This window comes from Corynebacterium sp. CCUG 71335 (assembly GCF_024454075.1).
Taxonomy (GTDB): Bacteria; Actinomycetota; Actinomycetes; order Mycobacteriales; family Mycobacteriaceae; genus Corynebacterium; species Corynebacterium genitalium.
In genome coordinates this window covers 21,741-46,572 of sequence record NZ_JAGPYY010000004.1, presented here as the reverse complement: position 1 = coordinate 46,572, position 24,832 = coordinate 21,741, and the positions used below count along the sequence as shown (strand labels likewise).

Annotated in this window: 23 protein-coding genes; 4 read left to right on the top strand and 19 right to left on the bottom strand. The window is 62.6% G+C overall.

From position 1 onward, the window contains the following. Positions 1-14: 14 nt before the first annotated feature. The 10 genes from KBX19_RS04135 to aspS form a co-directional block, all read right to left on the bottom strand. Entirely contained in the window at positions 15-551 is a 537-nt protein-coding gene (locus KBX19_RS04135; RefSeq protein ID WP_255997703.1) for a shikimate kinase, read from the bottom strand. A 103-nt stretch (positions 552-654) separates the two neighbouring features. Further along, positions 655-1,881 (bottom strand): chorismate synthase, encoded by a 1,227-nt coding sequence (gene aroC / locus KBX19_RS04130; protein WP_255997579.1) that lies wholly within the window; start codon positions 1,879-1,881, stop codon positions 655-657. 12 nt (positions 1,882-1,893) lie between these two features. Then, on the bottom strand, positions 1,894-2,328 hold the full coding sequence (locus tag KBX19_RS04125; protein ID WP_255997577.1) for a prepilin peptidase: 435 nt from the start codon (positions 2,326-2,328) through the stop codon (positions 1,894-1,896). 4 nt (positions 2,329-2,332) lie between these two features. Beyond that, positions 2,333-3,217 carry a shikimate dehydrogenase gene (locus KBX19_RS04120; RefSeq protein ID WP_255997576.1) on the bottom strand — a complete coding sequence of 295 codons (885 nt, stop codon included), beginning with the start codon at positions 3,215-3,217 and terminating at the stop codon, positions 2,333-2,335. 3 nt (positions 3,218-3,220) lie between these two features. Further along, positions 3,221-4,375 carry an endolytic transglycosylase MltG gene (mltG, locus tag KBX19_RS04115; RefSeq protein ID WP_255997574.1) on the bottom strand — a complete coding sequence of 385 codons (1,155 nt, stop codon included), beginning with the start codon at positions 4,373-4,375 and terminating at the stop codon, positions 3,221-3,223. Beyond that, positions 4,372-4,875: a Holliday junction resolvase RuvX gene (gene ruvX, locus KBX19_RS04110; protein ID WP_255997573.1), complete on the bottom strand. Its 504-nt coding sequence runs from the start codon at positions 4,873-4,875 to the stop codon at positions 4,372-4,374. The genes mltG and ruvX overlap by 4 nt, the downstream gene beginning before the upstream one ends. Positions 4,876-4,974: 99 nt before the next feature. Then, on the bottom strand, positions 4,975-7,656 hold the full coding sequence (gene alaS, locus KBX19_RS04105; protein ID WP_255997571.1) for an alanine--tRNA ligase: 2,682 nt from the start codon (positions 7,654-7,656) through the stop codon (positions 4,975-4,977). A gap of 45 nt (positions 7,657-7,701) precedes the next feature. After that, positions 7,702-9,048: a replication-associated recombination protein A gene (locus tag KBX19_RS04100; protein ID WP_255997569.1), complete on the bottom strand. Its 1,347-nt coding sequence runs from the start codon at positions 9,046-9,048 to the stop codon at positions 7,702-7,704. Next, a complete protein-coding gene (locus KBX19_RS04095) occupies positions 9,045-10,289 on the bottom strand; it encodes a phosphotransferase (protein ID WP_255997567.1) in 1,245 nt (414 codons plus the stop codon). The genes KBX19_RS04100 and KBX19_RS04095 overlap by 4 nt, the downstream gene beginning before the upstream one ends. 14 nt (positions 10,290-10,303) lie before the next feature. Continuing rightward, on the bottom strand, positions 10,304-12,166 hold the full coding sequence (gene aspS, locus KBX19_RS04090; RefSeq protein WP_255997702.1) for an aspartate--tRNA ligase: 1,863 nt from the start codon (positions 12,164-12,166) through the stop codon (positions 10,304-10,306). 178 nt (positions 12,167-12,344) lie between these two features. Here aspS and KBX19_RS04085 point away from each other — a divergent pair, with 178 nt between their 5' ends. Together KBX19_RS04085 and KBX19_RS04080 are read left to right on the top strand one after the other, a co-directional pair. Beyond that, a complete protein-coding gene (locus KBX19_RS04085) occupies positions 12,345-13,253 on the top strand; it encodes a neutral zinc metallopeptidase (protein WP_255997565.1) in 909 nt (302 codons plus the stop codon). Positions 13,254-13,273: 20 nt separating this feature from the next. Further along, the gene (locus KBX19_RS04080; protein WP_255995319.1) at positions 13,274-13,993 is read left to right on the top strand and encodes a CBS domain-containing protein; all 720 of its coding nucleotides are present in this window, start codon (positions 13,274-13,276) and stop codon (positions 13,991-13,993) included. Between the two features lie 217 nt (positions 13,994-14,210). Here KBX19_RS04080 and KBX19_RS04075 read toward each other — a convergent pair whose 3' ends face one another. The 9 genes from KBX19_RS04075 to tpx form a co-directional block, all read right to left on the bottom strand. Further along, positions 14,211-14,846: a hypothetical protein gene (locus KBX19_RS04075; RefSeq protein WP_255997564.1), complete on the bottom strand. Its 636-nt coding sequence runs from the start codon at positions 14,844-14,846 to the stop codon at positions 14,211-14,213. Between the two features lie 12 nt (positions 14,847-14,858). Further along, positions 14,859-15,743 carry a carbohydrate ABC transporter permease gene (locus tag KBX19_RS04070; RefSeq protein WP_255997701.1) on the bottom strand — a complete coding sequence of 295 codons (885 nt, stop codon included), beginning with the start codon at positions 15,741-15,743 and terminating at the stop codon, positions 14,859-14,861. Positions 15,744-15,806: 63 nt separating this feature from the next. Beyond that, positions 15,807-16,652 carry a carbohydrate ABC transporter permease gene (locus KBX19_RS04065; RefSeq protein WP_005289948.1) on the bottom strand — a complete coding sequence of 282 codons (846 nt, stop codon included), beginning with the start codon at positions 16,650-16,652 and terminating at the stop codon, positions 15,807-15,809. A 30-nt stretch (positions 16,653-16,682) separates the two neighbouring features. Next, on the bottom strand, positions 16,683-18,026 hold the full coding sequence (locus tag KBX19_RS04060) for an ABC transporter substrate-binding protein (RefSeq protein WP_255997562.1): 1,344 nt from the start codon (positions 18,024-18,026) through the stop codon (positions 16,683-16,685). A gap of 10 nt (positions 18,027-18,036) precedes the next feature. Next, on the bottom strand, positions 18,037-19,317 hold the full coding sequence (locus tag KBX19_RS04055; RefSeq protein ID WP_255997560.1) for a DUF4032 domain-containing protein: 1,281 nt from the start codon (positions 19,315-19,317) through the stop codon (positions 18,037-18,039). Positions 19,318-19,352: 35 nt separating this feature from the next. Continuing rightward, positions 19,353-20,471, bottom strand: coding sequence for an ABC transporter ATP-binding protein (locus KBX19_RS04050; RefSeq protein WP_255997558.1), 1,119 nt, complete (start codon positions 20,469-20,471; stop codon positions 19,353-19,355). Positions 20,472-20,616: 145 nt separating this feature from the next. After that, positions 20,617-21,933, bottom strand: a complete 1,317-nt coding sequence (hisS, locus tag KBX19_RS04045) for a histidine--tRNA ligase (RefSeq protein ID WP_255997556.1) — start codon at positions 21,931-21,933, stop codon at positions 20,617-20,619. Positions 21,934-21,944: 11 nt separating this feature from the next. Continuing rightward, a complete protein-coding gene (locus tag KBX19_RS04040; RefSeq protein ID WP_255997555.1) occupies positions 21,945-22,604 on the bottom strand; it encodes an MBL fold metallo-hydrolase in 660 nt (219 codons plus the stop codon). Then, entirely contained in the window at positions 22,604-23,104 is a 501-nt protein-coding gene (gene tpx / locus KBX19_RS04035; protein ID WP_255997553.1) for a thiol peroxidase, read from the bottom strand. The genes KBX19_RS04040 and tpx overlap by 1 nt, the downstream gene beginning before the upstream one ends. 144 nt (positions 23,105-23,248) lie before the next feature. Between tpx and KBX19_RS04030 the strand changes: the two genes are divergently transcribed. Both KBX19_RS04030 and KBX19_RS04025 read left to right on the top strand, forming a co-directional pair. Next, on the top strand, positions 23,249-24,139 hold the full coding sequence (locus tag KBX19_RS04030) for a peptidylprolyl isomerase (protein ID WP_255997552.1): 891 nt from the start codon (positions 23,249-23,251) through the stop codon (positions 24,137-24,139). Positions 24,140-24,474: 335 nt separating this feature from the next. Further along, positions 24,475-24,795 carry a hypothetical protein gene (locus tag KBX19_RS04025; protein WP_255997551.1) on the top strand — a complete coding sequence of 107 codons (321 nt, stop codon included), beginning with the start codon at positions 24,475-24,477 and terminating at the stop codon, positions 24,793-24,795. Positions 24,796-24,832 lie beyond the last annotated feature (37 nt).

The window sequence follows — 24,832 nt, the reverse complement described above, 5'->3', positions numbered from 1 at the left end:
CTAGCGGGGGGTTGTTAGCGCGATTCGATGAGCGCGAGGATTTCGGCCACGAGACGCTGCGGCGGACGCGAGTCGGTGCGCACGCGGTGCATAGCTACCTCGCGGTAGTACGGTTCGCGGGCTTCTAATAGAGCGCGGTAGTGCGCCTCGGGGTCGTCTGCTTTGAGGACCGGGCGGGAATCGTTGCCCGCCGTGCGGCGCACGCCCTCCTCCACGGAGACATCGATCCACACCACGTTGTGGGCTGCGAGCAGCCTGCGGGTGGACTCTGTGAGCACGGCACCGCCGCCCAAGCTGACCACACCACCGGAGGCCAGGGAGCGAGCCACGTACTCTGCTTCCACTGCACGGAAGCGCTCCTCCCCCAGGTCTGAGAACACCTCGCCGGTGGGCTTTCCTTCGCCTTTGGCAATGAGCTCGTCGGAGTCCACAAGCGGCAGATTCATGGCGCGCGCTAACCGGCGGCCGATCGTCGACTTGCCTGCTCCGGGCGGGCCAACTAGGACGACGCGCGGAGAGGCATGCACCACGGGCTCATCCATCGTGCTCATGTCCGCCGGGTCGGATGAGGCGTTGCTCATCGGCATGTTTCCGGGCGTGGGGGTGCCAGCTGTGGCGGGGAACTTTGCCGGGCGCTGGGAATCAGCGGTCGGATCAGTCATTGTTGTTCTCACCGTCCCCGAACGCGAGGCGCTCCAAGACGTACTGCTTGTAGGCCTCGACATTGCGCTTGGTTTCTTCGACACTGTCACCGCCGAACTTCTCCAGCGTGGCGCGGGCGAGCACGAGCGCGACCATGGCTTCTGCGACGACGCCCGCAGCGGGCACCGCGCACACATCAGAACGCTGGTGGATCGCAGTGGCTTCATCGCCGGAGACCATGTCGAGCGTCTTCAGCGCGCGCGGCACCGTGGAGATCGGCTTCATCGCGGCGCGCACGCGCAGCGCCTCACCATTGGTCATGCCGCCTTCCAGGCCGCCGGCACGGTTCGTCGTGCGGTGCACGCCCTGCACGTCGCGCACCATCTCGTCGTGCGCTTCCGAGCCGCGGCGGCGGGCTTCCTCGAAACCATCACCGACTTCGACGCCCTTGATCGCCTGAATGCTCATCAGCGCTGCTGCGAGCTGCGCGTCTAGGCGAGTATCGCCTGAGACGTGCGAGCCCAGGCCGATCGGGAGGCCGTCGACGATGACCTCGACGATGCCGCCAAGAGTGTCGCCGTCCTTCTTCGCGGCTTCAATCTGCGCAATCATGGACTGCTCGGCGGCCTCACCCGCGGCGCGGACGGGAGAAGCGTCGATCCGCTCCAGGTCGTCGAAGTTGGGCAGCGGGCCGTCGTACGGCTGCGACTGGCCAATGGAGATGACGTGCGAGAAAACCTCGACGCCAAGCACCTCCCGCAAGAACGAGCGCGCGATCGCGGCGGCTGCCACGCGCGAGGCCGTTTCGCGTGCCGACGAGCGCTCCAACACCGGCCGAACCGCATCAAAGCCGTATTTGACCATACCGGAGAAGTCCGCGTGGCCCGGGCGTGGGCGGGTCAGCGCCGCGCCCCGGCCGGAGTTCATGGCTTTCTGCACCTCCGGATCTTGCATGTCGAGTGCTTCGGCCGACATGATCGTCGTCCACTTTGGCCACTCGGTGTTACCGATCATGACGGCGATCGGGCTGCCAATCGTCTTGCCGTGAATGATGCCGGTGAGAAGGGTCAGTTCATCCTGCTCGAATTTCATGCGTGCGCCGCGGCCGTATCCGAGCCTGCGGCGGGCCAGCTGGTAACCGATCTCTTCTTTTGAGACGGGCACCCCGGCCGGCATATTCTCGATCATCGCGATCAGAGCCTGACCGTGGGATTCACCTGCAGTAGTCCAACGAAGCATGGAGGCATTGTCTCATAAAGACCAACTGCCCGTGCATGCAAGCCCCGCTATCCACGCGGCCGCCAGCATGGACGGCCCGTGCGCAGTGTCGGGCAGGCGCTTGATCAGCAAGAAAACGATGGTCAGCGCACTTGCCAGCAGCATAGCGGCGAGCACCGCGAGCGCACCTCCCACCCCGGCGAGGGCGACCCCCAGGGGCACCGCGAGCTTGATGTCTCCGCCGCCGATGCCAGCGTCAGTGCTTCGGTCGGAGCTGCCGCGTACAGCAAGGAGAAGGTACAGCGCCGGCCACGCAAGCCCCCACAACCCTTGCGGGTAGAACACGCAGAAGATCAAGGCCAGCGCGGCTGCTGGAAGGGTGAGAAAGTCTGGGAGGCGGCGCTGTGAGACGTCGTAAAGCGCGAGCGCAATTGACCAGACCCCCGCAACAATTCCCCCCGCCACCATGAAACTAACCGCCGAGACGTTTGACCCCGGTTGGTGAGATCCACCCGACGTGGCGCATGAGCGCTTCGTGCATGTCCGCGCGCGGGGCGGGGATGCCGGTGAACTGCTCGAACTGCGAATACGACTGGCAGGCGAGCATCGTCAGTCCACCGACGGTGAGGTGGCCGTTCGACGCCGCCTCCGTGGCCAACGGTGTGGGCCACGGGTCGTAGATGACATCGAGTACCGGTGCGTGGCCGAGCTCTTTGACCCGCGGTTCGATCACGTGAGCCGGAACCGTAGACACAATCAGGTCTGCGCTGAGCGAAATCGGCTCGAGGTCGCGCTCAAAGTCCAGGAACTCCGCCTCCGCGCTGGCACCGGTCTCCCGCAGCAGCGGCAGCAATTCTTCGCTGCGGTTTGTGCGGTTGAGCACGGTGAGCTTATCGACGCCGCGGTGCGCCAACGCCCACAACGCCGGCCGCGCGGTCCCGCCACCCCCGATGACAATGGCGTGTCCGATGCGCGCCTGCCCGACGAGCTGGTCGAGCGCTCCGTCGATGCCCTCACAGTCAGTGTTGTCGGCGCGCCAGCGACCGTCGTCCAGGCGGACGAGCGTGTTCGCGGAACCGATCGCCCGCGCGCGCTCCGTCGCCTCGTCGGCGAACTCGAGTGCGGCGAACTTGCCCGGCATGGTCACGGAGAATCCGCGGTAGGAACTGTCTGCTCCCCCGACGATGCCCGGCAGTTGCTCAGCGGTGCACTCGATGCGTTCGTAAGACCAGCCCGTGAGTTCCGCGGCGTCGTATCCTGCGCTGTGAAGCACCGGCGAGAGCGAATGCTCAATCGGGCTGCCCAGAACAGCGGCCTTGCTCGTGGCCTCGCTACCGCCAGTGATCGCAGTGCTCATGGTCTAGCGCTGGGAGTCGAGAATGCCGGAGTCGTAGGCTTTCTGGACTTCAGCTTGGTGCTCCTCGAACGTGTTGGTGAAGATCGTGGTGCCGTCGTGGTCGATCGTGACGAAGAACAGCCACTCGCCGTCAGCCGGGTGCTCCATCGCGTGAATTGCTTCATCCGACGGAGAGGCAATCGGTGTCTCCGGCAGACCGTCCTTAGCGTAGGTGTTCCACGGCGTTTGCCTCTGACGGTCAGAGTCGCCGGTGGCCAGCTCCACGGATTCCAGGTCGTAGTTGACGGTGGAGTCGAACTCGAGGCGCATCGGCTCGTCGAGGCGGTTGAGGATGACACGGGCAACCTTGTCGAACTCCCCTGCCGGCGCCTCGCGCTCCACGAGGGAGGCAGCGACGAGCAGGTCGTACGGGCTCAGGCCGATCGCCTGGGCACGGCTGACAATGTCGGTGCTGTTGTACTTGTCGGCCGAGCGGGTGACCAGATCAGTGAGAATCGTTTGGGCGTCAGCGCTCGGGTCGACGATGTACTCGCCCGGAGCGATAAGGCCCTCGAGACGCTTCGGGTCGCCCTTGCGCGCCTCGACTGGCTGGATCGCCCACTCAGGCACGCCGAGGGAGGCAGGGTCGGCGTTGGCAGCGACGTCATGAAGCTGCTCAGCGCTCACGCAGCCCTCGGCATCGCCGTCTGGGCCGCAGGTGACTGTGGAGATGTTGGAGTAGATTCCGAATCGCGTGTCTCCACCGACAACGCGGACATCCATCAACGTCGAACCACCCGGGATCTTCAGCAAGTCGATCTTGTTGGCGGGGTCGAGCAGTGCTGCGACAGCAGCCTCAGCACTCATCTTCTCCTGCAGACGGTAGAAACCGGGCTGGATGCTGTCGGCGTCCGGGGTCGACATTGCCGCAGCTTGGAAAGACTGGTCAGAGCGGACCACGCCCTCCTCTTGCAGCGCTGGGCCCATTTGGCTCAGCGTCGTGCCCTCGGGGATCTCGACGACCTTCTCCACACCGTTGCCGGCACCTTGGAAGTCGCCGCCGTTAGACATCGAGCGTGCAACGGCGATGTAGACGATCGCTCCGATGATGAGCAGAATCGATGCCACCAGCACCGCGATGCCGCGGGTGCGCCCTTGGGAAGTCCTAGCCGAGCTCACGTTGTCGTCTCCTTGAGGTTGAGCTGATTAGCGCGGCCGTCGAGCCACGATTGGAGAATAGCCACAGCGGCTGCTTGATCAATCACAGCACGGCCGTCGCGGGCGTTCACCCCAGACGAGCGCAACGCGTTGGTCGCCTCGACGGTGGTGAGCCGCTCATCTGCGAAGCGGACAGGAACGTCCGGGTTGCGGCGACCAATCCGGAAAGCGATCTCCTTGGCGTGCTTGACGCTTGCGGAACCGTTTCCCTTCAGATCGCGCGGCAATCCAACGACGACCTCTACAGCGTCATATTCGCTAATGATGTCGAGCAAGCGGTCAATGTCCGCGCCATCGCGGTCTTTGAAACCGGTCACGCGCTCCACAGTCTCCACCGGGGTGGCCAACAGACCATCCCGGTCAGAAGAAGCCACACCGATCCGAACAGTGCCCACATCGATGCCGATGCGGCGCCCCGGACCGGGATCGTCGGCCCCGGGGGTATCCGGCTGGATCTTCATGTCGTGGACCTCAATATTGCTATGGAAACTACGGAGAGCGCAGTGTCTTTCCTATGTTGTCAGTGTCGTGATCGATCTGTGACCTAACAGCACCCTAGCTTATACTTTTCCGATTTCTTCACGCAGGGCCGTGAATCCAGCCTCGATTCCGGAGGCGTCGGAACCGGATCCCTGCGCCAGGTCCGGCTTTCCTCCGCCCTTGCCGCCGACATAGCCACCGAACATGCCAACATACTGACCAGCCTTGATGCCCTTATCGACGGCACCCGGTGTTGCCGCCACCGCGAACGGCACCTTGCCGTCGGTGCTAGATGCCAGCACGATGACAGCCGGATCGCTGCCCAAGCGGCCGCGCAGGTCGGTGGCCATGGTGCGCATGTCGCCGCCACCGAGACCGTCCGGAAGCTTCACGGCGAGAAACTTGATATCCCCGATCGTCTCCGCTTGCTTGACCAGCTCGCCGGTCTGGTTCGCCAGCTCCTTCTTGCGCAGGTTCTCGATCACCTTCTCCGCCGCGCGCAGGCGCTCAGTGAGTTGGGCGATGCGCTCTGGAAGCTGCTCGGTCGGGGTCTTCAGCTCCTCTGCCAGGCCGCTAGCGAGTGCTGCTTCCTTGGAGAAGTACGCGAAGGAATCCATGCCCGAGTAGGCCTCAATACGGCGCGCACCGGAACCGACGGAAGATTCACCCAGCACAGCCACCGGGCCGATTTGGGACGAGTGCTCCACGTGGGTGCCGCCACACAGCTCGATGGAGAACGGGCCGCCGATCTCCACGACGCGGACCTCATCACCGTAGTTCTCACCGAACAGCGCCATCGCTCCCATCTCTTTCGCGCGCTCAAGAGATGTCTCAAACGTGTTGACAGCGAAATCAGCGTCCACCGCCTGGTTGGCAATGACTGCGATCTCGTCGAGCTGCGCCGGGGTGAGCTGATCGGTGTAGTTGAAGTCGAAGCGCAGGTAGCCCGGCTTATTCATCGACCCAGCCTGGACAGCGGTCGGGCCGAGCACCTGGCGCAGCGCGGCGTGGATGAGGTGGGTGGCGGTGTGCGCCTGACGGGCGCCGTGACGCCACGTCGGGTTCACCTCCGTGCGCACTGTTTGTCCCAGGTCGAGGCCGCCGTTTTCCACGGTCGCCTTGTGGACCCAGAGCTTCTTGTTGCCCACCTTCTGCACGTCGTGCACGGACAGGACGGTGTCGCCCACGACAATGCGGCCGCGGTCAGCTAGCTGGCCGCCGCCCTCGGCATACATCGGGGTGATGTCCAGGATGACCTCGACCTCATCACCCTGGCCGACCTCACCGACCTTCTCACCGCCGCGGACCAGCCCGATGACCTTCGAGTCATGGTCAAGAGTGTCAAAGCCAACGAACTCGGTGGGGTGCGCGTCGACCCATTCGCGGTACAGCGACTCGTCGATATTTCCCGTCTTCTTAGCCTTGCTATCAGCCTTGGCACGGTCGCGCTGCTCCTTCATCGCAGCGTCGAACGCGGACATGTCCACCTCGAGGCCAGCTTCGGCGGCCATCTCAAGGGTGAGGTCAATCGGGAAGCCGTAGGTGTCGTGCAGCTCAAACGCCTGCGCGCCCGGCAGAACGGTCTGGCCGGAACCCTTGACGGTCGCAGCGGCTTCGTCGAAACGGTGGGTGCCGGACTCCAGCGTCTTCAGAAAGGCCTTTTCCTCGTTGACGGCGACGCGCAGGATGCGCTCGCGGTTCTGCTCAATCTCCGGGAAAGACGGGGCCATCGTGTCCATGATCGTGTTCATGAACGTCTCGATGGTGTTGCCCTGCGCGCCGAGCAGCCGTGCCGAGCGGACAATGCGGCGCAGCAAGCGGCGCAGAATGTAACCGCGGCCTTCGTTCGACGGCGTGACACCGTCCAGGATGATCATCATGGCGGTGCGGGAGTGATCGGCGATGACGCGGAAGCGGACGTCAGAAAGCTCCCCTTCTTTACCCCCCGCACCGTACGTGGTGCCGGTGAGCTTCTCCGTCGCCTCAATGACCGAGTGCAGCAAGTCAGTCTCGTAGACGTTGTCCACACCCTGCAGGATGCAGGCGAGACGCTCGATACCCAGGCCGGTATCGATGTTCTTGTTCGGCAGCTCACCGAGAATCTCGAAGCCGCCCTTCTTGTCGCCCTCGCCGCGGATGGACTCCATGAAGACCAGGTTCCAGATCTCCATGTAGCGGTTGTCGTCAGCGATCGGACCGCCTTCCTTGCCGTGCTCGGGCCCGCGGTCGTAGTAGATCTCGGAGCACGGGCCGCACGGGCCGGGCACACCCATGGACCAGAAGTTGTCCTCCATGCCCATCCGCTGAATGCGCTCTGCCGGCACGCCGATCTTGTTCTCCCAGATCTCAGCAGCCTCATCGTCCTCGGTGTACACCGTCACCCACAGGCGCTCGGGGTCCAGGCCGAAGCCACCGTCGGCCTGGCTATTGGTCAGCAGCGACCACGCCAGCTCAATCGCTCCCTCTTTGAAGTACTGCCCGAAGGAGAAGTTGCCCGCCATCTGGAAAAACGTGTTGTGGCGGGTGGTAATGCCCACTTCCTCAATGTCCAAAGTGCGCACGCATTTCTGGATGGACGTGGCCGTGCCGGTTTCGAACGGCGGGGTCTGCTGGCCGAGGAAGTACGGCTTAAACGGCACCATGCCTGCGTTGACGAACAGCAGGGTTGGGTCGTCGAGGATCAGCGAGGCACTGGGCACCGGGATATGGCCGGCGTCGACGAAGTGCTGGGTGAAGCGGTCCCTGATTTCGTGGGTCTGCACAGACGTGTCCTTTGCGGGTCGTTGGACTTTTCTCGTCCAGCTACTTTACCCGCGGACCATTCCTCGCAGTCGCTCGGCGTAGTCCTGGATGCGCTTTTCGGCGCCGTGCCCGGTGGGCTCGTAGTATCGCGCTTCGTCCAGCTCCTCTGGAATGTAGCGCTGCTTGACCACACCGCGTGGATCGTCGTGCGGGTACACGTACCCCACCGCGTTCCCGATCTTTTTAGCCCCCTCATAATGGCCGTCGCGCAGGTGGGGTGGGACGGTCCCGGATTTGCCAGCGCGCACATCAGCAAGCGCGGCGTCAATCGCTTTGATGACCGACGGCGACTTCGGCGCTGTCGCGAGATGAATCGTGGCCTGCGCCAAGGGCAATCGCCCCTCCGGCATGCCGATGAACTGCACGGCCTCAGCCGCCGCGGTGGCTGCTTGCAGCGCGGACGGGTCGGCCATGCCAATGTCCTCGGAGGCGTGAATGACCAGCCGGCGGGCAATGAACCGCGGGTCCTCCCCTGCCTCAATCATCCGGGCGAGGTAGTGCAAGGCAGCATCGACATCGGAACCGCGGATGGACTTGATGAAGGCGGAGATGACGTCGTAGTGCTGATCGCCATCACGGTCGTAGCGCACCACAGCGCGGTCGACGCTGCGGGAAACCACATCAGCGGTGATCGTTCCATCGGCCCCTTCTGCGGCGGCCTCAAGGTACGTCAGCGCGCGGCGGGCGTCGCCGCCGGCGAGCGTCACCAGCTGCTCCCGCGCCTCAGGCTCTAAGGTCACCGATCCATTCAGACCTCGTTCCGAGGACACGGCGCGGTCGAGGACGGAGGCAATATCAGCGTCGGAAAGCGACTCAAGCCGCAGCAACAGCGACCGCGATAGCAATGGCGCCACCACACTGAACGAAGGGTTCTCCGTGGTCGCCGCGACAAGCAGCACCGTGCGGTTTTCCACCGCGGCCAACAGCGCGTCCTGCTGTGTTTTGGAGAAACGGTGGACCTCGTCAATGAACAGCACTGTGCGCTGGCCGCGGGCGAGATCGCGCCGAGCGCCGTCCAGCACCTCGCGCACCTGCTTGACACCCGACGACAGCGCCGACAAACCGACAAAGTTCTGCCCCATCGCCGCCGCGATGAGGGAGGCGATCGTAGTCTTGCCCGTGCCGGGCGGTCCGTAGAGAATCACGGACGCTTCACCCGATCCCTCGACGAGACGGCGCAGCGGGCGGCCTTCACCGAGCAAGTGGTCCTGTCCAACGAGCTCATCGAGCGTGCGCGGGCGCATGCGTGCTGCCAGCGGCGCAGACGCCCCAGCCTCGAAGAACGCAGTGCCGCGCTCCCCTGCGGACGCCGCGGCGTCAGAGGGGTCGGAGAACAGCCCTCCCTGTGTCACTTCAACCGGTCCGCGACGTGAGAGGCGAAATCTGAGATGACGGCGTTACGCGGTGTGTCACCGGCTGCGGCGTACCACGCCAGCGCAGAGAAAGCATCGCCGATGTCGCGGCGGATCGCTTTCTCCACCGCGGTGAAGTCGGTGTGGGCTGGGGAACGCAACACACTCGCGCCACGCTCCACGTCTTCTTCCAGCGCCTCAGGATCCTGAACGAGCTCGTAGTTGCCGTTGTCCGCCATGATCCAGCCGCCGCCGTAACGCGTCGTTCCGCGCGGCTCTTCGCCGTCCAGGTACAGCAGCGAGACACTGAAGAACGCCCAGCCAACCAGCGCAGCTGTAATGCGGGAGTGCAGTGTTTCGGTGTTCTGCAACGCCGGCCACACGCCGGCGACCTCGGCAATCCAGGCCTCCAGGAACACCTTTGTCTCCGTCTCGCTGATCGGGCGGGCGGAAATGTACTGCGGGAAGCCAGCGATGACACCAGCTACGTCGAAGATGACGTCACGGAACCCGGCCCACTCGTAGTCGAGGAACTGAGTGCGGTCGGCGAAAATGATGTTGTCTGGCGAGAGATCGAACGGCGTGAACGCGCGCGAATCGCCGTGCAGCATGTGCACCTGCACCGTGTCGGCGATGTCGGCGACGTCCGAGGGAACATCAATTCCAGCGCGGCGGACGATCTCCAAGCCGTCGAGAATGCGGTTTTCCAGCATCGATTCACGCATCGCCTGAATCTCGCGGGCACCGTCCCTCGCGCGCACCATCCGGGCCAGCAGAGTATTGAAGCTCAGCTCCGCGCCTGCCGTGCCAGCGTGCATCTTGCCCAGCGACGTGCCAAGGTTGCGCAACAGCCGAATGCGCTGCTCTTCGTCCGAGTTTTCCAGCAAGGTCGCCAGCGTGTCGCCGTCGCCAGAGTCGGTGAGAATGATCGCGTGCTGCTCAAGGTCGTAGCCCAGCATCACGGGCCCCGGACGCGCTTCTTCGCTTAACGACGTTGTGAACTGGTACGCCACCACTTCCCGCAGAAAAGCAGCGTCATCGATCGGATCATCGGTCTGTGGCGAGTACTTGACCACGACGGAGCGGTACGACAGGAAGGGGTTGTTGGCCACACGCAGTCGCAGCACCACCGTGCCACTGGCGCCAGAGAGTTCCTCCGGTTCAGTCAGGTGCTGTTGCCCGCCGTAGCGCTGCGTGAGCACCGCCTCGGCGACGGCAATGATCTGCTGCTGGTCCAACATGGCGTGTGCCCTCGCTACTGGCCGGGCGTGCCTGCTTCATTGAGGGACGCTTCGTCGCCGAGTTTCACCTCGTCGCCCGCGCCCGCAGCAGCCTCAGTCGGCTTCTTTTCCGGCTTGAAGTCGACACCGGTCTCCTTGCGCTGTGCAGCCGGAATCGGTCCCGGAGCGTCCGTCAGCGGGTCGACGCCGCCGCCGGACTTCGGGAAGGCGATGACGTCGCGGATGGAGTCGAAGCCGCCCAGCAGAGAGACAATGCGGTCCCAGCCGAAAGCGATGCCGCCGTGGGGCGGAGCGCCGAAGGAGAAAGCGTCGAGCAGGAAGCCGAACTTCTCCTGTGCTTCCTCATCACCAATGCCCATGACGTCGAAGACGCGCTTTTGCACATCCTGGTTGTGGATACGGATCGAGCCGCCGCCGATCTCGTTGCCGTTGCAGACAATGTCGTAGGCGTAGGCCAGAGCCTCACCCGGCTCCTTGTCAAAGCTGTCCAGGTACTCCGGCTTCGGCGAGGTGAAGGCGTGGTGCACGGCCGTCCATTGGGAGTTGCCCAATGCGACGTCGCCGGATGCCGTGGCGTCCGCTGCCGGCTCGAACATCGGGGCATCGACGACCCAGGTGAAGGCCCACGCGTCATCGTCGATAAGCCCGAGCTTGTTGGCGATCTCACCGCGAGCGGCACCGAGAAGCGCACGCGAAGACTTCGTGTCGCCGGCGGCGAAGAAGATGCAGTCGCCCGGCTTCGCGCCCACGTGCGCGGCAATGCCTTCGCGCTCGGCGTCGGTGATGTTCTTTGCCACGGGACCAGACAGCTCGCCGTCCTCCCCGATGAGGATGTACGCCAGGCCCTTGGCACCGCGCTGCTTTGCCCATTCCTGCCAAGCGTCGAGCTGGCGGCGCGGCTGGGAGGCACCACCCTCCATGACGACGGCGCCGACGTACTCGTTCTGGAAGACGCGGAAGGTGGTGTCCTTGAAGAAGTCGGTGCACTCCACCAGCTCGATGTCGAAGCGCAGGTCCGGCTTGTCGGAGCCGTACTTCTCCATCGCTTCCTTGTAGGTCATGCGCGGAATCGGTGTGGGGATCTCGTAGCCGATGAGCTTCCACAGCTCCACCACGATTTCCTCGGCGAGCTCAATAATGTCGTCCTGGTCGACAAAGCTGGCCTCAATATCCAGCTGGGTGAATTCCGGCTGGCGGTCAGCGCGGAAGTCCTCGTCGCGGTAGCAGCGCGCGATTTGGAAGTAGCGCTCCATGCCGGCCACCATGAGCAGCTGCTTGAACAGCTGCGGCGACTGCGGCAGCGCGTACCAGGAACCCGGGCGCAGACGGGCCGGGACGAGGAAGTCACGGGCACCTTCCGGGGTGGAACGCGTCAGCGTCGGGGTTTCAATCTCCACGAACTCGTGCTTGCTCAGCACGTCGCGTGCAGCCTTGTTAGCCTTCGAGCGCAAACGCAGGGCTTCGGCCTGGCGCTCACGACGCAGATCCAGGTAGCGGTAACGCAGGCGCGTTTCCTCGCCGACCTCGCCCGAGGAGAAGTCCTCGACCTGGAACGGCAACGCCGCAGACTTGGACAGCACCTCAAGCTCGGTGGCGTTGACCTCGATCTCACCAGAGGCCAGGTTCGGGTTCGCAGAGCCCTCCGGACGCGGCTCCACCACACCGGTGACCTTGACACAGAACTCGCTGCGCAGGTCATGAGCGGCCTCAGCGACATCAGACTCACGGAAGACCACCTGCGCGTAACCGGAACGGTCACGCAAATCAATGAAGATCACGCCGCCGTGGTCACGGCGACGACCAACCCAGCCGGTGAGGGTGACGGTCTGGCCGTCCATATCTTTACGGAGATCTCCCGCAAGGTGAGTGCGCAGCACGGTGTACTCCACGTCCTTCCACGTTTCAAGCTTGAACGATTGCGTTTAACTCCCGCGAGTCTACCCAATGGCCCGACCACTCCCACGAACGGCTGTTCTCCACGGTTCGCGTCGACTATGACCCGGTGCTGTGGCAGTTCACGGCAGCAGTGGCGCGATGCTGTGGCACAATTCACGTATGACGTTCAAGAGCGGTGTCACCCCGACGGGTCAAGGTGTAAGCACCTCCGGCGGCAGCGGCCGCCGTGGCGGTGGCGGTATGCCCATCATGGTTGGCGGCGGCGGACTGGGCACCCTGGTCCTCGTCGCTTTGTTCCTCTTGCTGGGCGGCGGGGGCGGTGGCGGCGGTACATCGCCCGCCCCGCAAGGCCAGGGCCAGCACAGCGAGCAGGGTGGTGACGGCTTCGACCTGGCTCAGTGCCAGCGCGAAGGTGCTGTCAACGAGATTCCGGAGTGCCGCGCTGCTGCCACCGCAGATTCTTTGAACAACATTTGGGGCGGGGTCCTGCCGGAGCAGGCGGGCATCGACTACTCCATGCCGAACATGCGCATGTTTGAAGGCGACGTACAGACCGGCTGCGGTTTCGCCAGCGCTGACACCGGCCCGTTCTACTGCCCGCGGGACAAGACGATCTATATTGACGTGAGCTTTTACAACCAGCTCGAGCGCATGGGCGGTTCCGACGGCTCTCTGTCACAGATGTACGTCGTCGCCCACGAGTGGGGCCACCACCTTCAGAACCTCGAAGGCACCCTGGGCCTGAGTGACTACAACAACCCGGGCGAAGACTCTGCTGCGGTCGCCATTGAGCTGCAGGCCGACTGCTACGCCGGTGTGTGGGCATCCCGCGCCGACAAGGGCGAGGAGACCATGCTAGAACCGATCACTGAAGAGCAGGTCAAACAGGCAGTCCAGACCGCCCGCGCGATCGGCGACGACCACATCCAGGAGCAGTCGGGCCGCGAGGTCAACCCTGACGCGTGGACCCACGGTTCATCCGAGCAGCGCCAGCAGCTCTTCCTCGCCGGCTACAACTCCGGCTCCATGTCCCAGTGCGACACCCTAAACCGCGGCGCCTACAAGTAGACCCCTTTCACTGAGTAGTTATGAGCGAACCCACCAACCGTGCCGTCCCCTTCATGGCCGCCTTCAACGACATTGAGAGCTTTCTCCGCACCGCTTTGGACGCGAAGAAGTCGGACAGCTTCAACTGGATGGTCTCCAAGGCGGAGAAGAAGAACATTGTCACCCCCGCCCAGGCCAACGACCTGAAAGAGTTCGCCAGCCTCCGCAACGCCATTAGCCATGGTGAGTGGCAGGACTTCCGCCCCATCGCCGAGCCGCTGGCGGAGACGGTCGCGGAGATCGAGCGGATCCGCGACCAGCTTCTCGATCCCCCGCTGGCCATCGACGTCCTCGGCCACCAGGACGTGATCACGTTCTCACCCGATGACGACATTCACGAGCCCCTGCGCGTCATCCGTGACACCGGTATCTCCCAGTTCCCCGTTTACGACGACCGCCAGTGCATTGGTGTCCTCACCACGAACACCATCGCTCGCTGGCTCGCTGAGGACCTGGCTGAAGACGACACCATTAGCGCCAAGCCCGTCGGAGAGATCCTCTCCCACAATGAGCCCAAAGACCACGCGATCTTCATGCCGCGCACTGCCACTGCAGTCGAGGTCATTCACGCGCTCACCTCGCCCGGCAACGAGCGCACACTCCCCCGCTTGGTCATCATCACCGAGCACGGGAACCCGAACCAGCAGCCGCTGTGCGTGGTTACTGCCTCCAATTTGCCCGCGCTTTTCGACGCCGCTTAGCCCCCGGCCCCTCACCGCAGCCCCCGGAACGAACGCTCCCGGTTCGTCCCGCCCCGCCGTGAACATACAAAGGTTTTGTGATTTTCGTGCCGTTGAATTTGGCTGCACAAACGCCCAGTTCAGTTGTTACTTATGGGACAGGAGTTACTTGACGCGTGGACGGCACGAAAATGCGGCTCCCTGAACGCGCTCGCGCTCGCCACCCCGGCCCCCGGGTTTAATCAGCGAGCTCCTGCCCGAGCGGGCGCGCCAACACGAGCCGCACAAGGTACAGCGCAACGGCGGGAATGAAGAAGAACACCAGCGGCACTGACAGGGCAACCGGCAGTTTGATCGCGACAAGCGCTGCTCCAGCCACGACAAGGACAGCGATGACTGTGCGGCCGAGGAACCGGAACGTGTTCTGAATCGCAGCTGTAGCCAGTTCCACGAAACCATCCCGGTCCTCCTCCGCAGGCAATGAGGCGAGAGCGAAGAACCACACTGTGATGCCGGCGATGATGATCGCCCCGGAGAGAGCAAGCCCTTGAATGACGGTGAGCGCCGCACCGTCTACCCCGGCTTGGAACACCACGAATTGCTGGTAGACCAGCAGTGCACCCGCCAGCAGCAGCAGGATCCAATAGAGGGATACGCTCTTCCACCGCACGGTGAGGTGCCGGATGAACATGAGCCCATAACGGGATCCCCGCCCCTGCACCATGTCCCCGACCACGACGTTCGCGGCGCGCCACGCGGCACCCCCGGTCACCACCGGTAAGGATGTGACCACCAACAGCATGTTGAGGATCACGATGTCCGCGAGCAGCGTGAACGCCGCCATGAACTTCGAGTCGGGGTGGAAGATCTGCATGTGGCCTCGCGGCTAGCCCTTCACAGCACCTGCGGCGACACCTTCGATGATGTGCTTCTGTGCGGCGACGTAGAAGATGATGATCGGGGTGATGGCCAGCACCAGCATGGCCATCATCGCACCGAGGTCGCGGTCGCCCTGGGATCCGATGAACTGCTGGATGACAACCGGGATGGTGCGGTACGGGGTGGACAGGCCGATGACCAAGTACGGCAGGAGGTAGTCGTTCCAGATCCACATGGCGTTGAGGATGGCCACGGTGATGGCCGTGGGCTTGAGCATCGGAAGAACAACACGGAAGAACGTCGCCAGCGGCGAGCACCCATCGATGTAGGCGGCCTCCTCAATCTCGAGCGGAATGGATTTCACGAATCCGGAGAACATGAACACAGACAATCCGGCACCGAAGCCGAGGTAGAGCACCACCATGCCCAGCGGGTTGGCCAAGCCGAGCCGGTCGGCGATGACGACAGTCGGGAACATGACCATCTGGAACGGGATGACCATGGAGAACACGAAGGCGTAGTACAGGCCGTTGGTCCACCACGTCTTCACACGGGTGATGTAGTAGGCAGTCATCGCGGAGAAGAACACGATCACCACGACAGAGCTAATCGTGATCACGAACGACCACACGATCGCCCATCCAAACCCTTCACCCTGCACACCAGTGACGTAGTTGGTCAGCCCAGCCCACAGCTCACCCACCGGCAGCGCGAACGGGTTGGTGGAAATGGCGAAACGGTCTTTGAACGAGTTCAACAGGATGAAGAAGATCGGCCCGAGGAACACAACGGTCAGGAAGATCAGCACTGCGTAAATGAGGACCTTCGCACCGCCGGACACTGTGGATTCGTCGGCAGCGGCGCGTTTGTCGCTTTTCGACGGCGTCTTCATCCCGGCTGCTTCAGTCTCTTCTTCGACAGCTTTATCGGTTGCGTTGATGCTGGTAGTCATGATTTAAGCCTCCACTTCCCGGCTGCGGGTGGCGCGCAGCTGGAACATTGCGATGGCGACGACTACGACGACGAAGATGACTGCCTTCGCCTGCCCCACGCCTTCGGCGCCCACGCGGTTGAACATGGTCTTGACAATGTTGAGGGCGACCATTTCGGTCTCGCCTCCGGGTGCGCCGTCGGTAAGCGCCAAGTTCTGGTCGTAGACCTTGAACGTGTTCGACAGCGTCAGGAACAAGCAGATGGTGATTGACGGCATCATCAGCGGAATGGTCACGTGACGCAGTTCTTCCCATTTGGACACACCGTCGATCTCTGCGGCCTCGATGAGTTCCGGCGGGACGTTCTGCAGCCCGGCGATGTAGATGATCATCATGTACCCGATGAGCTGCCAGTTCATCAGCATGATCAGGCCGGCGTATCCGAAGCGCCAGTCCGCGGCGATCGTGGTCTCGTAATTCGCCAGCACAGCATTGATCATCGACTGCCAGGTGTAACCGAGCACGATGCCGCCGATCAGGTTCGGCATGAAGAACACCGTGCGGAAGAAGTTGGTGCCGCGCAGTTTCCGCGTCAGCGTCCACGCGATTGCGAATGCGATGACGTTGACGGTGATGATGGACACCACCGCCACCAGGATGGTGAAGAGCAGAGCTGAAACGAACCCTTCACGCTCGGAGAAAACGCGCGCGTAGTTGTCCAGGCCGACCCAGGTGGCATCGGTAATAGTGGTGAAGTCAGTGAATGATAGCGCCGTACCGACGAGGAACGGCACGAAGAACGCGATGCCGAATGCGATCAGTGTCGGCAGCACGAAGATGGGGAAATATTTCTTCAGTGTCTCTTGCATGGTGTGGTCCCTTGGTTGCTCCCGGTCCGCCTAATCCATCAAGGCGATCTGGTTGTCCATCTCGTACGTCCAGTCCTCTTTGAGTTTGCGCACGAGGTCCTCCCACGACATGTTGCCGTTGGCGTACTGCGCAAGGTTCTGGCCGTACAGGTCGCGGAACTGCTGGTTCGGTGAATACTGGAAGTCCCACGGGAGGGCCTCGACGGTGTCGTCGTTAAGCGCTTCCTGCACTTGGCGTGCAAGCGGATCATCTGGAACGTCGTCGATGCCGTAGTTCTCAAACGGGGCGATGAAGCCCAGCTCGTTGACGACGAGCTCCTTGCCGCGCTCGGACAGGAAGAGCCAGTCGAGGAAGTCTTGCGTGGCCTTCTGGTCTTCTTCGCTGGCCTTGTTGTTGACCGACAGGAAGTTCTCGGTGCCCACGTTGAGTCCGACATTTTCCTCGTTCGGCAGACCCATGTACATGGGCATGAACTTGATCTTGTCCTCTTTGACGGTGTTGCCGCCCTCCCCGGAAATCTGGCCCCAGGCCCAGTTGCCGTTTTGGACCATCGCGGCCTTACCGGTGGCGAATTCCGCCATCGCGTCGGACACTGCGCGGGCAGGCGCCAAGCTAGGGTTGACCGTGGAGTTTTCCAGGTACAAGTCGAGCAGGTTGTGGTAGTTCTCGCCGTAAGTGAACTCAAGCTCCCGCAGATCAGAGAAGTCTTGGACACCGCGGTCTTCGATCTCGTAGTGCAGCGGGCCGTTCATAAGGTGGTTCGTCCACCGCCACTCTTCACCGGCTCCGAGCGAGGTCGCTGCGAACACGCCCTCGATGCCCAGCTCGTCTTTGCGCGCCTGCATGTCTTCCGCCACGGCCTTCAAGTCGTCGAAGGAATTGAGCTCCTCCATCGAGGTGACCTTCGCGTCAGGAAGCGCGAAGTAGGCTTCTATGATCTCTTCGTTGTAGAGAATGCCGAAGCCCTCCATCGCGAAGGGAACGCCCACGATCTTGCCGTCCGGATCAGTGATGGGCTGCGCGTCATCCTGCAGCGATGTGGCAATCTCGAAGTCGGACATGTCGGCCAGGTAGTCCTTCCAGATGCCGTATCCTTCTTGGCCGTTGATCTGGAACAGCGTCGGCGCGTTGGATTTGGCCATCTCGGCCTTGAGCGTCTGCATGTAGGAACCGGAGGCGGCGGTGACTACTTTGACCGGCACTCCGGTCTCTGCGGTGTATTCCTCGGCGATCTCCTCGAATGCCTCGGCCTGCTCCGGTTTGAAGTTCAGGTAATACACGTTCGGGCCGTTGTTTTGCCCGCAGGCAGTGAGCAGCGACGCGCTCAACCCGACGGCGGCAACAGCCGCCAGTACGCGGGTGGTCGATTGCATGGAATGCACCTCATTCATTATCGATCGTCGTTTCAAGATCTTGGGTTTCAGCAGTGTAAATGCGCGCCTCATCGGGCCGGGCGGGCAGGATGGTGCGGAAGTAGGATTGGGCTGCCTCGTCGAGGGGAACGTAGCGCGACTCATTTTCGGAGACGAACCAGCGGTGGTCCAGAATTTCGTGAAATACTTGGACGGGCTCAAGCTTCGCGCGCAATGCGGGCGGCGTGAGCGCGACGATCGGGTCGTACCGGTTCACCAACCAGTCGAGCGCGACTTCCTCTTGGGACAGAGCACCGTCGTGGTGGAGCGCCCGGTAGACCTCCATCTCACCCAGCAATCGCTGCGCTTGCCTGTCCTGGACGTCCAACCCAGTGAGTTGTTTGAGCTTGCGGCGGTGGAAGCCGGTGGAGAACACTGCCGGTTCGATGCTCACTCGGTAGACATCGACGGTCTCGTTGTCAGCCCCGGTCCTACTCTCATGGCTGATCTCGGTCTCACCGATGTCGAAGCCGAGGGCGTGAATCTTTTCCACGTGCTCGGCAATTTGGGCGAAGGCATCGCCTTCGACAACCAGCTCCTCCGTCATGAGGCCCCACAGTTCGTGGTAGGTCGCGTCGACGGCATTGCCGAGGGCGATGACATCCACAGCGGCGTCGATGTATCCACCTGCTTGAAGGTCCATGAGTTCGCCGATGATGTTGACCCGGGCGAGCTCGACGTCGTAAAGCCTGCGTCCGCGCGAGAGCGGCTCGTGAAACTCGCCAGTCTCAGCGTCAACGAGGTACGCGGAGAACTCGTCGGCGTCGCGGCGGAACAAGGTGTTCGACAACGACACGTCGCCCCAATAGAAGTTCAGCAGGTGAAGGCGAACGAGCAGCACCGCAAGTGCCCGAATCAGCTTGCTCACCGTCTCTGGACCCAGTGCCCGGCTGAACACGTCGCGGTACGGCAACGAGAATTCCAGGTGCTCCGTGACCAGGCACGGTGTGAGTTGCTCTTCCCCCGACGCGCTGGTGCGGTTAGCCACGACAGCGACGGGAGTCACACACGGAATGTCGAGAGTACGGAGCTTTTTCAGCGTGCGGTACTCGTGGTACGCCACCGACTCGCCGATCTCTTTGATGGCCAGAGCCGCTCCCCCGGCAGAAATCAGTCGAACCGTATGCCGCGAGATGCCCCGCGGGTGCGCAGCGAGCAGCTCAGAAGGCCAGTTCTCCAGCGGGGTGGACCATGGCAGGCGAAGCAGCACCTTGGCATACGCCGGCGACTGGATGCTCATTTTCTCTGACATGGTCACTTCACCCCGCGCGGAAAGCGCGGCTTGTTCTAGATCCTTTTCCCGGTGGCCTTAGAGAACACGTGGAGACCGCCCTCATTGACGGTGACGTGAATGATGTCACCGTCTTTGATCCCGGACATCGGTGCCACGCGCACCACAATCTGGCCGGCTGCGGAATCGTCCACGCCCTCTTCGCGCCACTCGCCGCCGACCAGGTGACCGTAGATGAAGGAATCGGAGCCGAGTTCCTCGATGAAATCGACCTCAACGGGCACAGTGTGCTCGGTGGTCTCCGGAACAACGGTCAGAGCCTCCGGGCGGAACCCGATGATGATCTGGTTGTTGTCCTCCGGCGTGAGAGCCTGAACGTGCTCAGGTGCGAGCGGGATGGATGCATCGCCGAGTCGCGCCACATTGCCTTCAACATTGAACGTGGACAGGTTCATCGCCGGGGAACCGATGAAGCCGGCGACGAAGACGTTGACGGGCTCCTCGTACAGCTCGCGCGGAGTGCCCACCTGCTGCAGCACACCGAAGTTGAGCACGGCGATCCGGTCGCCCATGGTCAAGGCCTCGGTCTGGTCGTGAGTGACGTAAATGGTGGTCACACCCATGCGGCGCTGGAGGCTGGCAATCTGGGTACGAGTCTGCACACGCAGCTTCGCATCCAGGTTGGACAGTGGCTCATCCATGAGGAAGACCTGCGGCTCGCGTACGATGGCGCGCCCCATGGCCACACGCTGACGCTGACCACCGGACAGCGCCTTCGGTTTGCGGTCGAGGTACTCAGTCAGGTCGAGCGTTTTCGCGGCTTCCTCGACGCGGCGGTCGATATCGCCTTTATCCATGCCCGCGATCTTCAGGGCAAAACCCATGTTCTCGCGCACGGTCATGTGCGGGTACAGGGCGTAGTTCTGGAAGACCATGGCGATGTCGCGGTCTTTCGGCGACTCGTTCGTGACATCGCGGTCGCCGATCAGAATGCGTCCCTCGTTCGTCTCCTCCAAGCCTGCGAGCATGCGCAGCGCGGTGGATTTTCCGGAGCCAGACGGCCCAACGAGAACAAGAAACTCGCCGTCCGCGATTTCAAGATCGAGCTTATCGACGCTTGGTTTGACCGCCTTCGGATAAATCCTCGTGGCCTTGTCGTAGATCACCGTTGCCATATGCTTCTCCTCTGTTAGCCGGCGAACCCATCGGTTTAGTTTTCATCAAACCTTAGGTTGACCTTAACATCGGCGATTCACTTCCAAGGCATTCTGCAGCTATGGGCTTACTCACCCCCACTACCCCCGCGTCAACCGGGGCAAATTATTGCTCGTCGGTGTCGTTAGGGACGAAGATCGCGTCGATGATCTCGTGAACGTCGAGGGCAACGGTCTTCTGAGTTTGGTCCTCGAGGTTCTTGACGGTGATCTCTCCTGCTTCCAGCTCGCGTTCGCCGAGCACGAGGGCTGCAGCCGCGCCGGAGCGGTCTGCTCCCTTCATCGCTCCCTTAAGGCCGCGCCCGCCGTAGGACATGTCGGCGGAGATGCCGTTGGCGCGGAGCTCGTCGATAAGCAATGCCATGCGCTTCTGCGCCTGTTCGCCAATGCCCACGCCGTATGCAATAACACGCTGGTCAACGCCCTCGATCTGCACGCCTTCAGCTTCAAGGGCGAGCACAGTGCGGTCCACACCCAGGCCGAAGCCAATGCCGGAGAGGTCTTGGCCGCCGATCTGGGCCATGAGGCCGTCATAGCGCCCACCGCCACCGATGCCGGACTGTGCGCCAAGGCCGTCGTGAACGAACTCGAAGCACGTCTTGGTGTAGTAGTCCAGGCCGCGGACCATGCGCGGATTGATCGTGTAGGCGATACCGAGGTCATCGAGCGAGCCGGTGACCGTCTCGAAATGCGCACGGCACTCATCACTCAAGTGGTCGAGCATGAGCGGCGCGTCAGCGGTCATCTCCTGGACCTCGGGGCGCTTGTCGTCCAGGACACGCAAGGGGTTGATCTGGGCGCGGTGACGGGTTTCCTCATCCAGCGGAAGGTCCAGGAGGAAGTCCTGCAGTTTCTGGCGATAGGCCGGGCGGCAGGTGCTATCCCCCAGGCTGGTCAGCTCGAGGCGGTAGCCGGTCAGGCCCACGGCGCGGTAGCAGCGATCTGCCAGGGCGATCACTTCGACGTCGAGAAGCGGATCGTCAACACCGATCGCTTCCACACCGACCTGCTGGAGCTGGCGGTAGCGGCCGGCCTGCGGGCGCTCGTAGCGGAAGAACGGGCCATAGTAGTTGAGCTTGACCGGCAGCTGGCCGCGGTCGAGATTGTGCTCGATGACGGCACGCATGACACCTGCTGTGCCCTCCGGGCGCAGTGTGACAGAGCGGTCACCGCGGTCGGCGAAGGTGTACATCTCCTTCGAAACCACATCGGTGGACTCGCCGACGCCGCGCGCGAAGAGCGTGGTGTCCTCAAAAATCGGCAACTCGATGTGCTGGTAACCAGCCAGCTGCGCCTGGCGGACGAACTCGGAGCGGACCGCATGGAACGTGGCGGACGTCGGCGGGACGTAATCCGGCACGCCCTTCGGGGCGCTCAGCGGCTGAAACTTCTCGGTCTTTTCGGGCTGGCCAGTGTTGCTCACGTCGGTCGATCTTAGCGCGCGGAGCGTGCCTCGATGAGAAACGGGTTCGTCCGACGTTCCTTGTCCATTGTGGTGGCTGCGCCGTGGCCGGGCAGAAGGGTGAGCGAGTCGTCGAGATCCCACACGGGCCCCGCCAAAGACTCATTCATTGCAGCCGGGTCGCCGAGTGGTAGATCTGTGCGGCCGATCGTTCCGGCAAAAAGAACGTCGCCAGTCAATGCCACGTTCTCCTCGTCGTTGACAAGGATCGTTGACCCCGGTGAGTGACCGGGCGCGTGAACGATCCGAAAATCGATCCCGGCGAACGTCATCGTGGCCCCAGCCTTCAGGTGCCTCAGATCCGCTGGCATCTTCATGTCATCCGTGTGGAAGAGTTGCGCGAACTGGCCGGGTGCGCCCCACTTCGGGTCGAGCATGACCTCATCGTCGGGGTGAATGTAGACGGGCACGTCGAACTCAGCACACTCACGGGTGTGATCAATGTGACCGTGGGTGAGCACAACGCACTCGAGCTGCGCACCGAACTGCTCCAAGAGTTCGCGCACCTTATCGACGGTGCCGAGCCCGGGATCCACAACAAACGCCGCCGGTCGGCCCGAACCATTCGCCTTGCTGACGACGACGTAGGTATTGGTCTGAAATGGCCCAGCAGTGAAACCAGAAAGCTGCATTACTTGCCCAGCGCTTCCTTGGCTGCGTCGTAGTCGGGCTCGTTCGCGATCTCGCCAACGAGCTCGGTGTGCACGACGTTGTGATCCGCATCGGTTACCACGACGGAGCGCGCGAGCAGCCCCTCGATGGGCGAACCCTGCATGACCACGCCGTAGTCCTCGCCGAAGGTGGAGCGGAATGCGGAGGCGGAAACAACGTTGTCGATCCCCTCAGCCGCGCAGAATCGCTGCTGTGCAAACGGCAGGTCCTTGGAGATGCACAGCACCACGGTGTCGTCGACATCAGCGGCGAGCTTGTTGAACGTGCGCACGGACTGAGCGCACACGCCAGTATCCAGGGACGGGAAGATGTTGAGCACTAGTTTCTTGCCAGCGAAGTCGGAGTCGCGGACAGTGCCCATGTCGCCGCCGACGAGTTCGAAGGACGGGATTGCGGAGCCCACTGCAGGCGGTTCACCAGAGGTCGTGGTCGGTTCGTTGCGGAATGTCACGTTAGCCATGCGCCCCACAGTAAATAAGGGCGCGCAGTCCCGCCACGATCGCTGGACACTCGACTCGCGACCCATCGCACCCCCGCGAAGCACCCACCGACTAGTCTTTCTATGCATTCGACCACCTAGGCCCATTACTTAAAGGGAGTTCACGTGACCAACAATGCACAGCGCGGTAAGGATGCTCTGAAAGAGCTCGACCGCGAGATCAAGGCGCGCGACCGCAAGGAGCAGCGGCGCCCCTGGACTATTGCGGCCCTGTCGCTGCTGGTGATTGCACTTGTCGGTGGCGGCATCTACTTGGCCGCAACCTGGGGCAGTGATGACAAAGAGATCTCGGCCGAGGAGCAGGAACAGGAGCAGACCGAGGAACAGCAGGAGATGGACCCGGTGGCCCTGTCCCGCCAACGCTCCGAGCCGTTGGAAGAGACAGTCTCTTGCACCTACGAAGAGGACGGCACGGACGAGTTCTCCAAGGGCCTGCCGGAACAAGACAACGTCTCTACGCAGGGAACGGTCGACATCACCCTGGACACGTCTGCCGGTCCGATCGGCATGACGCTGGACCGTTCCGTCTCCCCGTGCACGGTCAACGCGATCGAGTACCTGGCGAAAGAGGGCTACTACAACGACACCGTCTGCCACCGCATCACCACCGAGGGCATTCATGTTCTGCAGTGCGGTGACCCGTCCGGCACCGGTTCCGGCGGCCCGGGCTTCAAGTTCGCCGATGAGTACCCGGTCGATGACCCGGCCGAGAACGAGAACATGACCTCCCTTTACGAGCGCGGCACCATCGCCATGGCCAACTCCGGACCGGGCTCGAATGGTTCCCAGTTCTTCCTCAACTACCAGGATTCTCCGCTGCCGCCGGCATACACCTACTTCGGCACCATCAGCGACGAAGGCCTGGCGACTCTGGACAAGATCGCCGAGAAGGGCGTGAAGGAGCCGGAGAATGAAGAAGAGGCGATGGGCATGATGAGCCCGGGCGACGGCACCCCGGCTGAGGAAGTCCGGATCACCTCCGCAACGGTCGGATAACACCCCACATATGCGATCCCCCGCACAGTGATGATCATCACAGTGGCGGGGGATTTCCTTTTGCTTTTCGCTTTACGACGCTCCCAGCTCGCCCACGGCAAACATCCACCATTCCTTCAAGCACATAGACAATCGCCATGTCAGTTGGTTTTTCTCCGACCGGACAAGGAATGGACCGCTCTACCAGTAACTTTCGAGCTCAAACACAGATTTGCCCGGTTCCAAAGCAGAATCCGTCCAAATGTGGTGAATTCCCTGTGAACCACCTTGCCCGCCTGATACGCGATATGTAAGGTAACAACCGTCATAACGAGCTTCTTCTGAAAGGCATCCACATGAAGATCCGCAAGGGCCTCCTCGCCGCTGCAACCGCAGCAACCGTTTCCATCTCCGGCATGACCGCTCCGGCTTTCGCCGCGAGCAGCGACAAGCCCGCTACCGCCGTTGAGGCCACCGACGACACCACCACCGAAGGTAACGAAGAGGGCTCCTCGTTCAAGAAGTTCGGCGAGGACCTGAAGGCGGGTTCCTCCGATAAGGACGGCAACTGGGACCCGAAGAAAATCTCGGCTTGGATCGGTGTGTTCACCGCACTCCTTACCGCCGTCGGCGCTCTAATCAAGTTCCTCGACAAGAACTTCGACATCAAGTTCTAGGGCATCACCCTTGATCGGCGCCTAGTATGAGGCCATC

Excerpts from the sequence above, each read along its gene's own strand:
- KBX19_RS04085 (WP_255997565.1), top strand. The coding sequence starts at position 12,345 with ATGACGTTCAAGAGCGGTGTCACCCCGACGGGTCAAGGTGTAAGCACC.
- KBX19_RS04055 (WP_255997560.1), bottom strand. The coding sequence starts at position 19,317 with ATGTCAGAGAAAATGAGCATCCAGTCGCCGGCGTATGCCAAGGTGCTG.
- KBX19_RS04070 (WP_255997701.1), bottom strand. The coding sequence starts at position 15,743 with ATGAAGACGCCGTCGAAAAGCGACAAACGCGCCGCTGCCGACGAATCC.
- aroC (WP_255997579.1), bottom strand. The coding sequence starts at position 1,881 with ATGCTTCGTTGGACTACTGCAGGTGAATCCCACGGTCAGGCTCTGATC.
- KBX19_RS04050 (WP_255997558.1), bottom strand. The coding sequence starts at position 20,471 with ATGGCAACGGTGATCTACGACAAGGCCACGAGGATTTATCCGAAGGCG.
- ruvX (WP_255997573.1), bottom strand. The coding sequence starts at position 4,875 with ATGAAGATCCAGCCGGATACCCCCGGGGCCGACGATCCCGGTCCGGGG.
- tpx (WP_255997553.1), bottom strand. The coding sequence starts at position 23,104 with ATGGCTAACGTGACATTCCGCAACGAACCGACCACGACCTCTGGTGAA.
- KBX19_RS04080 (WP_255995319.1), top strand. The coding sequence starts at position 13,274 with ATGAGCGAACCCACCAACCGTGCCGTCCCCTTCATGGCCGCCTTCAAC.
- KBX19_RS04025 (WP_255997551.1), top strand. The coding sequence starts at position 24,475 with ATGAAGATCCGCAAGGGCCTCCTCGCCGCTGCAACCGCAGCAACCGTT.
- KBX19_RS04065 (WP_005289948.1), bottom strand. The coding sequence starts at position 16,652 with ATGCAAGAGACACTGAAGAAATATTTCCCCATCTTCGTGCTGCCGACA.
- KBX19_RS04040 (WP_255997555.1), bottom strand. The coding sequence starts at position 22,604 with ATGCAGCTTTCTGGTTTCACTGCTGGGCCATTTCAGACCAATACCTAC.
- KBX19_RS04125 (WP_255997577.1), bottom strand. The coding sequence starts at position 2,328 with ATGGTGGCGGGGGGAATTGTTGCGGGGGTCTGGTCAATTGCGCTCGCG.
- KBX19_RS04075 (WP_255997564.1), bottom strand. The coding sequence starts at position 14,846 with ATGCAGATCTTCCACCCCGACTCGAAGTTCATGGCGGCGTTCACGCTG.
- KBX19_RS04135 (WP_255997703.1), bottom strand. The coding sequence starts at position 551 with ATGAGCACGATGGATGAGCCCGTGGTGCATGCCTCTCCGCGCGTCGTC.
- KBX19_RS04120 (WP_255997576.1), bottom strand. The coding sequence starts at position 3,217 with ATGAGCACTGCGATCACTGGCGGTAGCGAGGCCACGAGCAAGGCCGCT.
- KBX19_RS04095 (WP_255997567.1), bottom strand. The coding sequence starts at position 10,289 with ATGTTGGACCAGCAGCAGATCATTGCCGTCGCCGAGGCGGTGCTCACG.
- KBX19_RS04060 (WP_255997562.1), bottom strand. The coding sequence starts at position 18,026 with ATGCAATCGACCACCCGCGTACTGGCGGCTGTTGCCGCCGTCGGGTTG.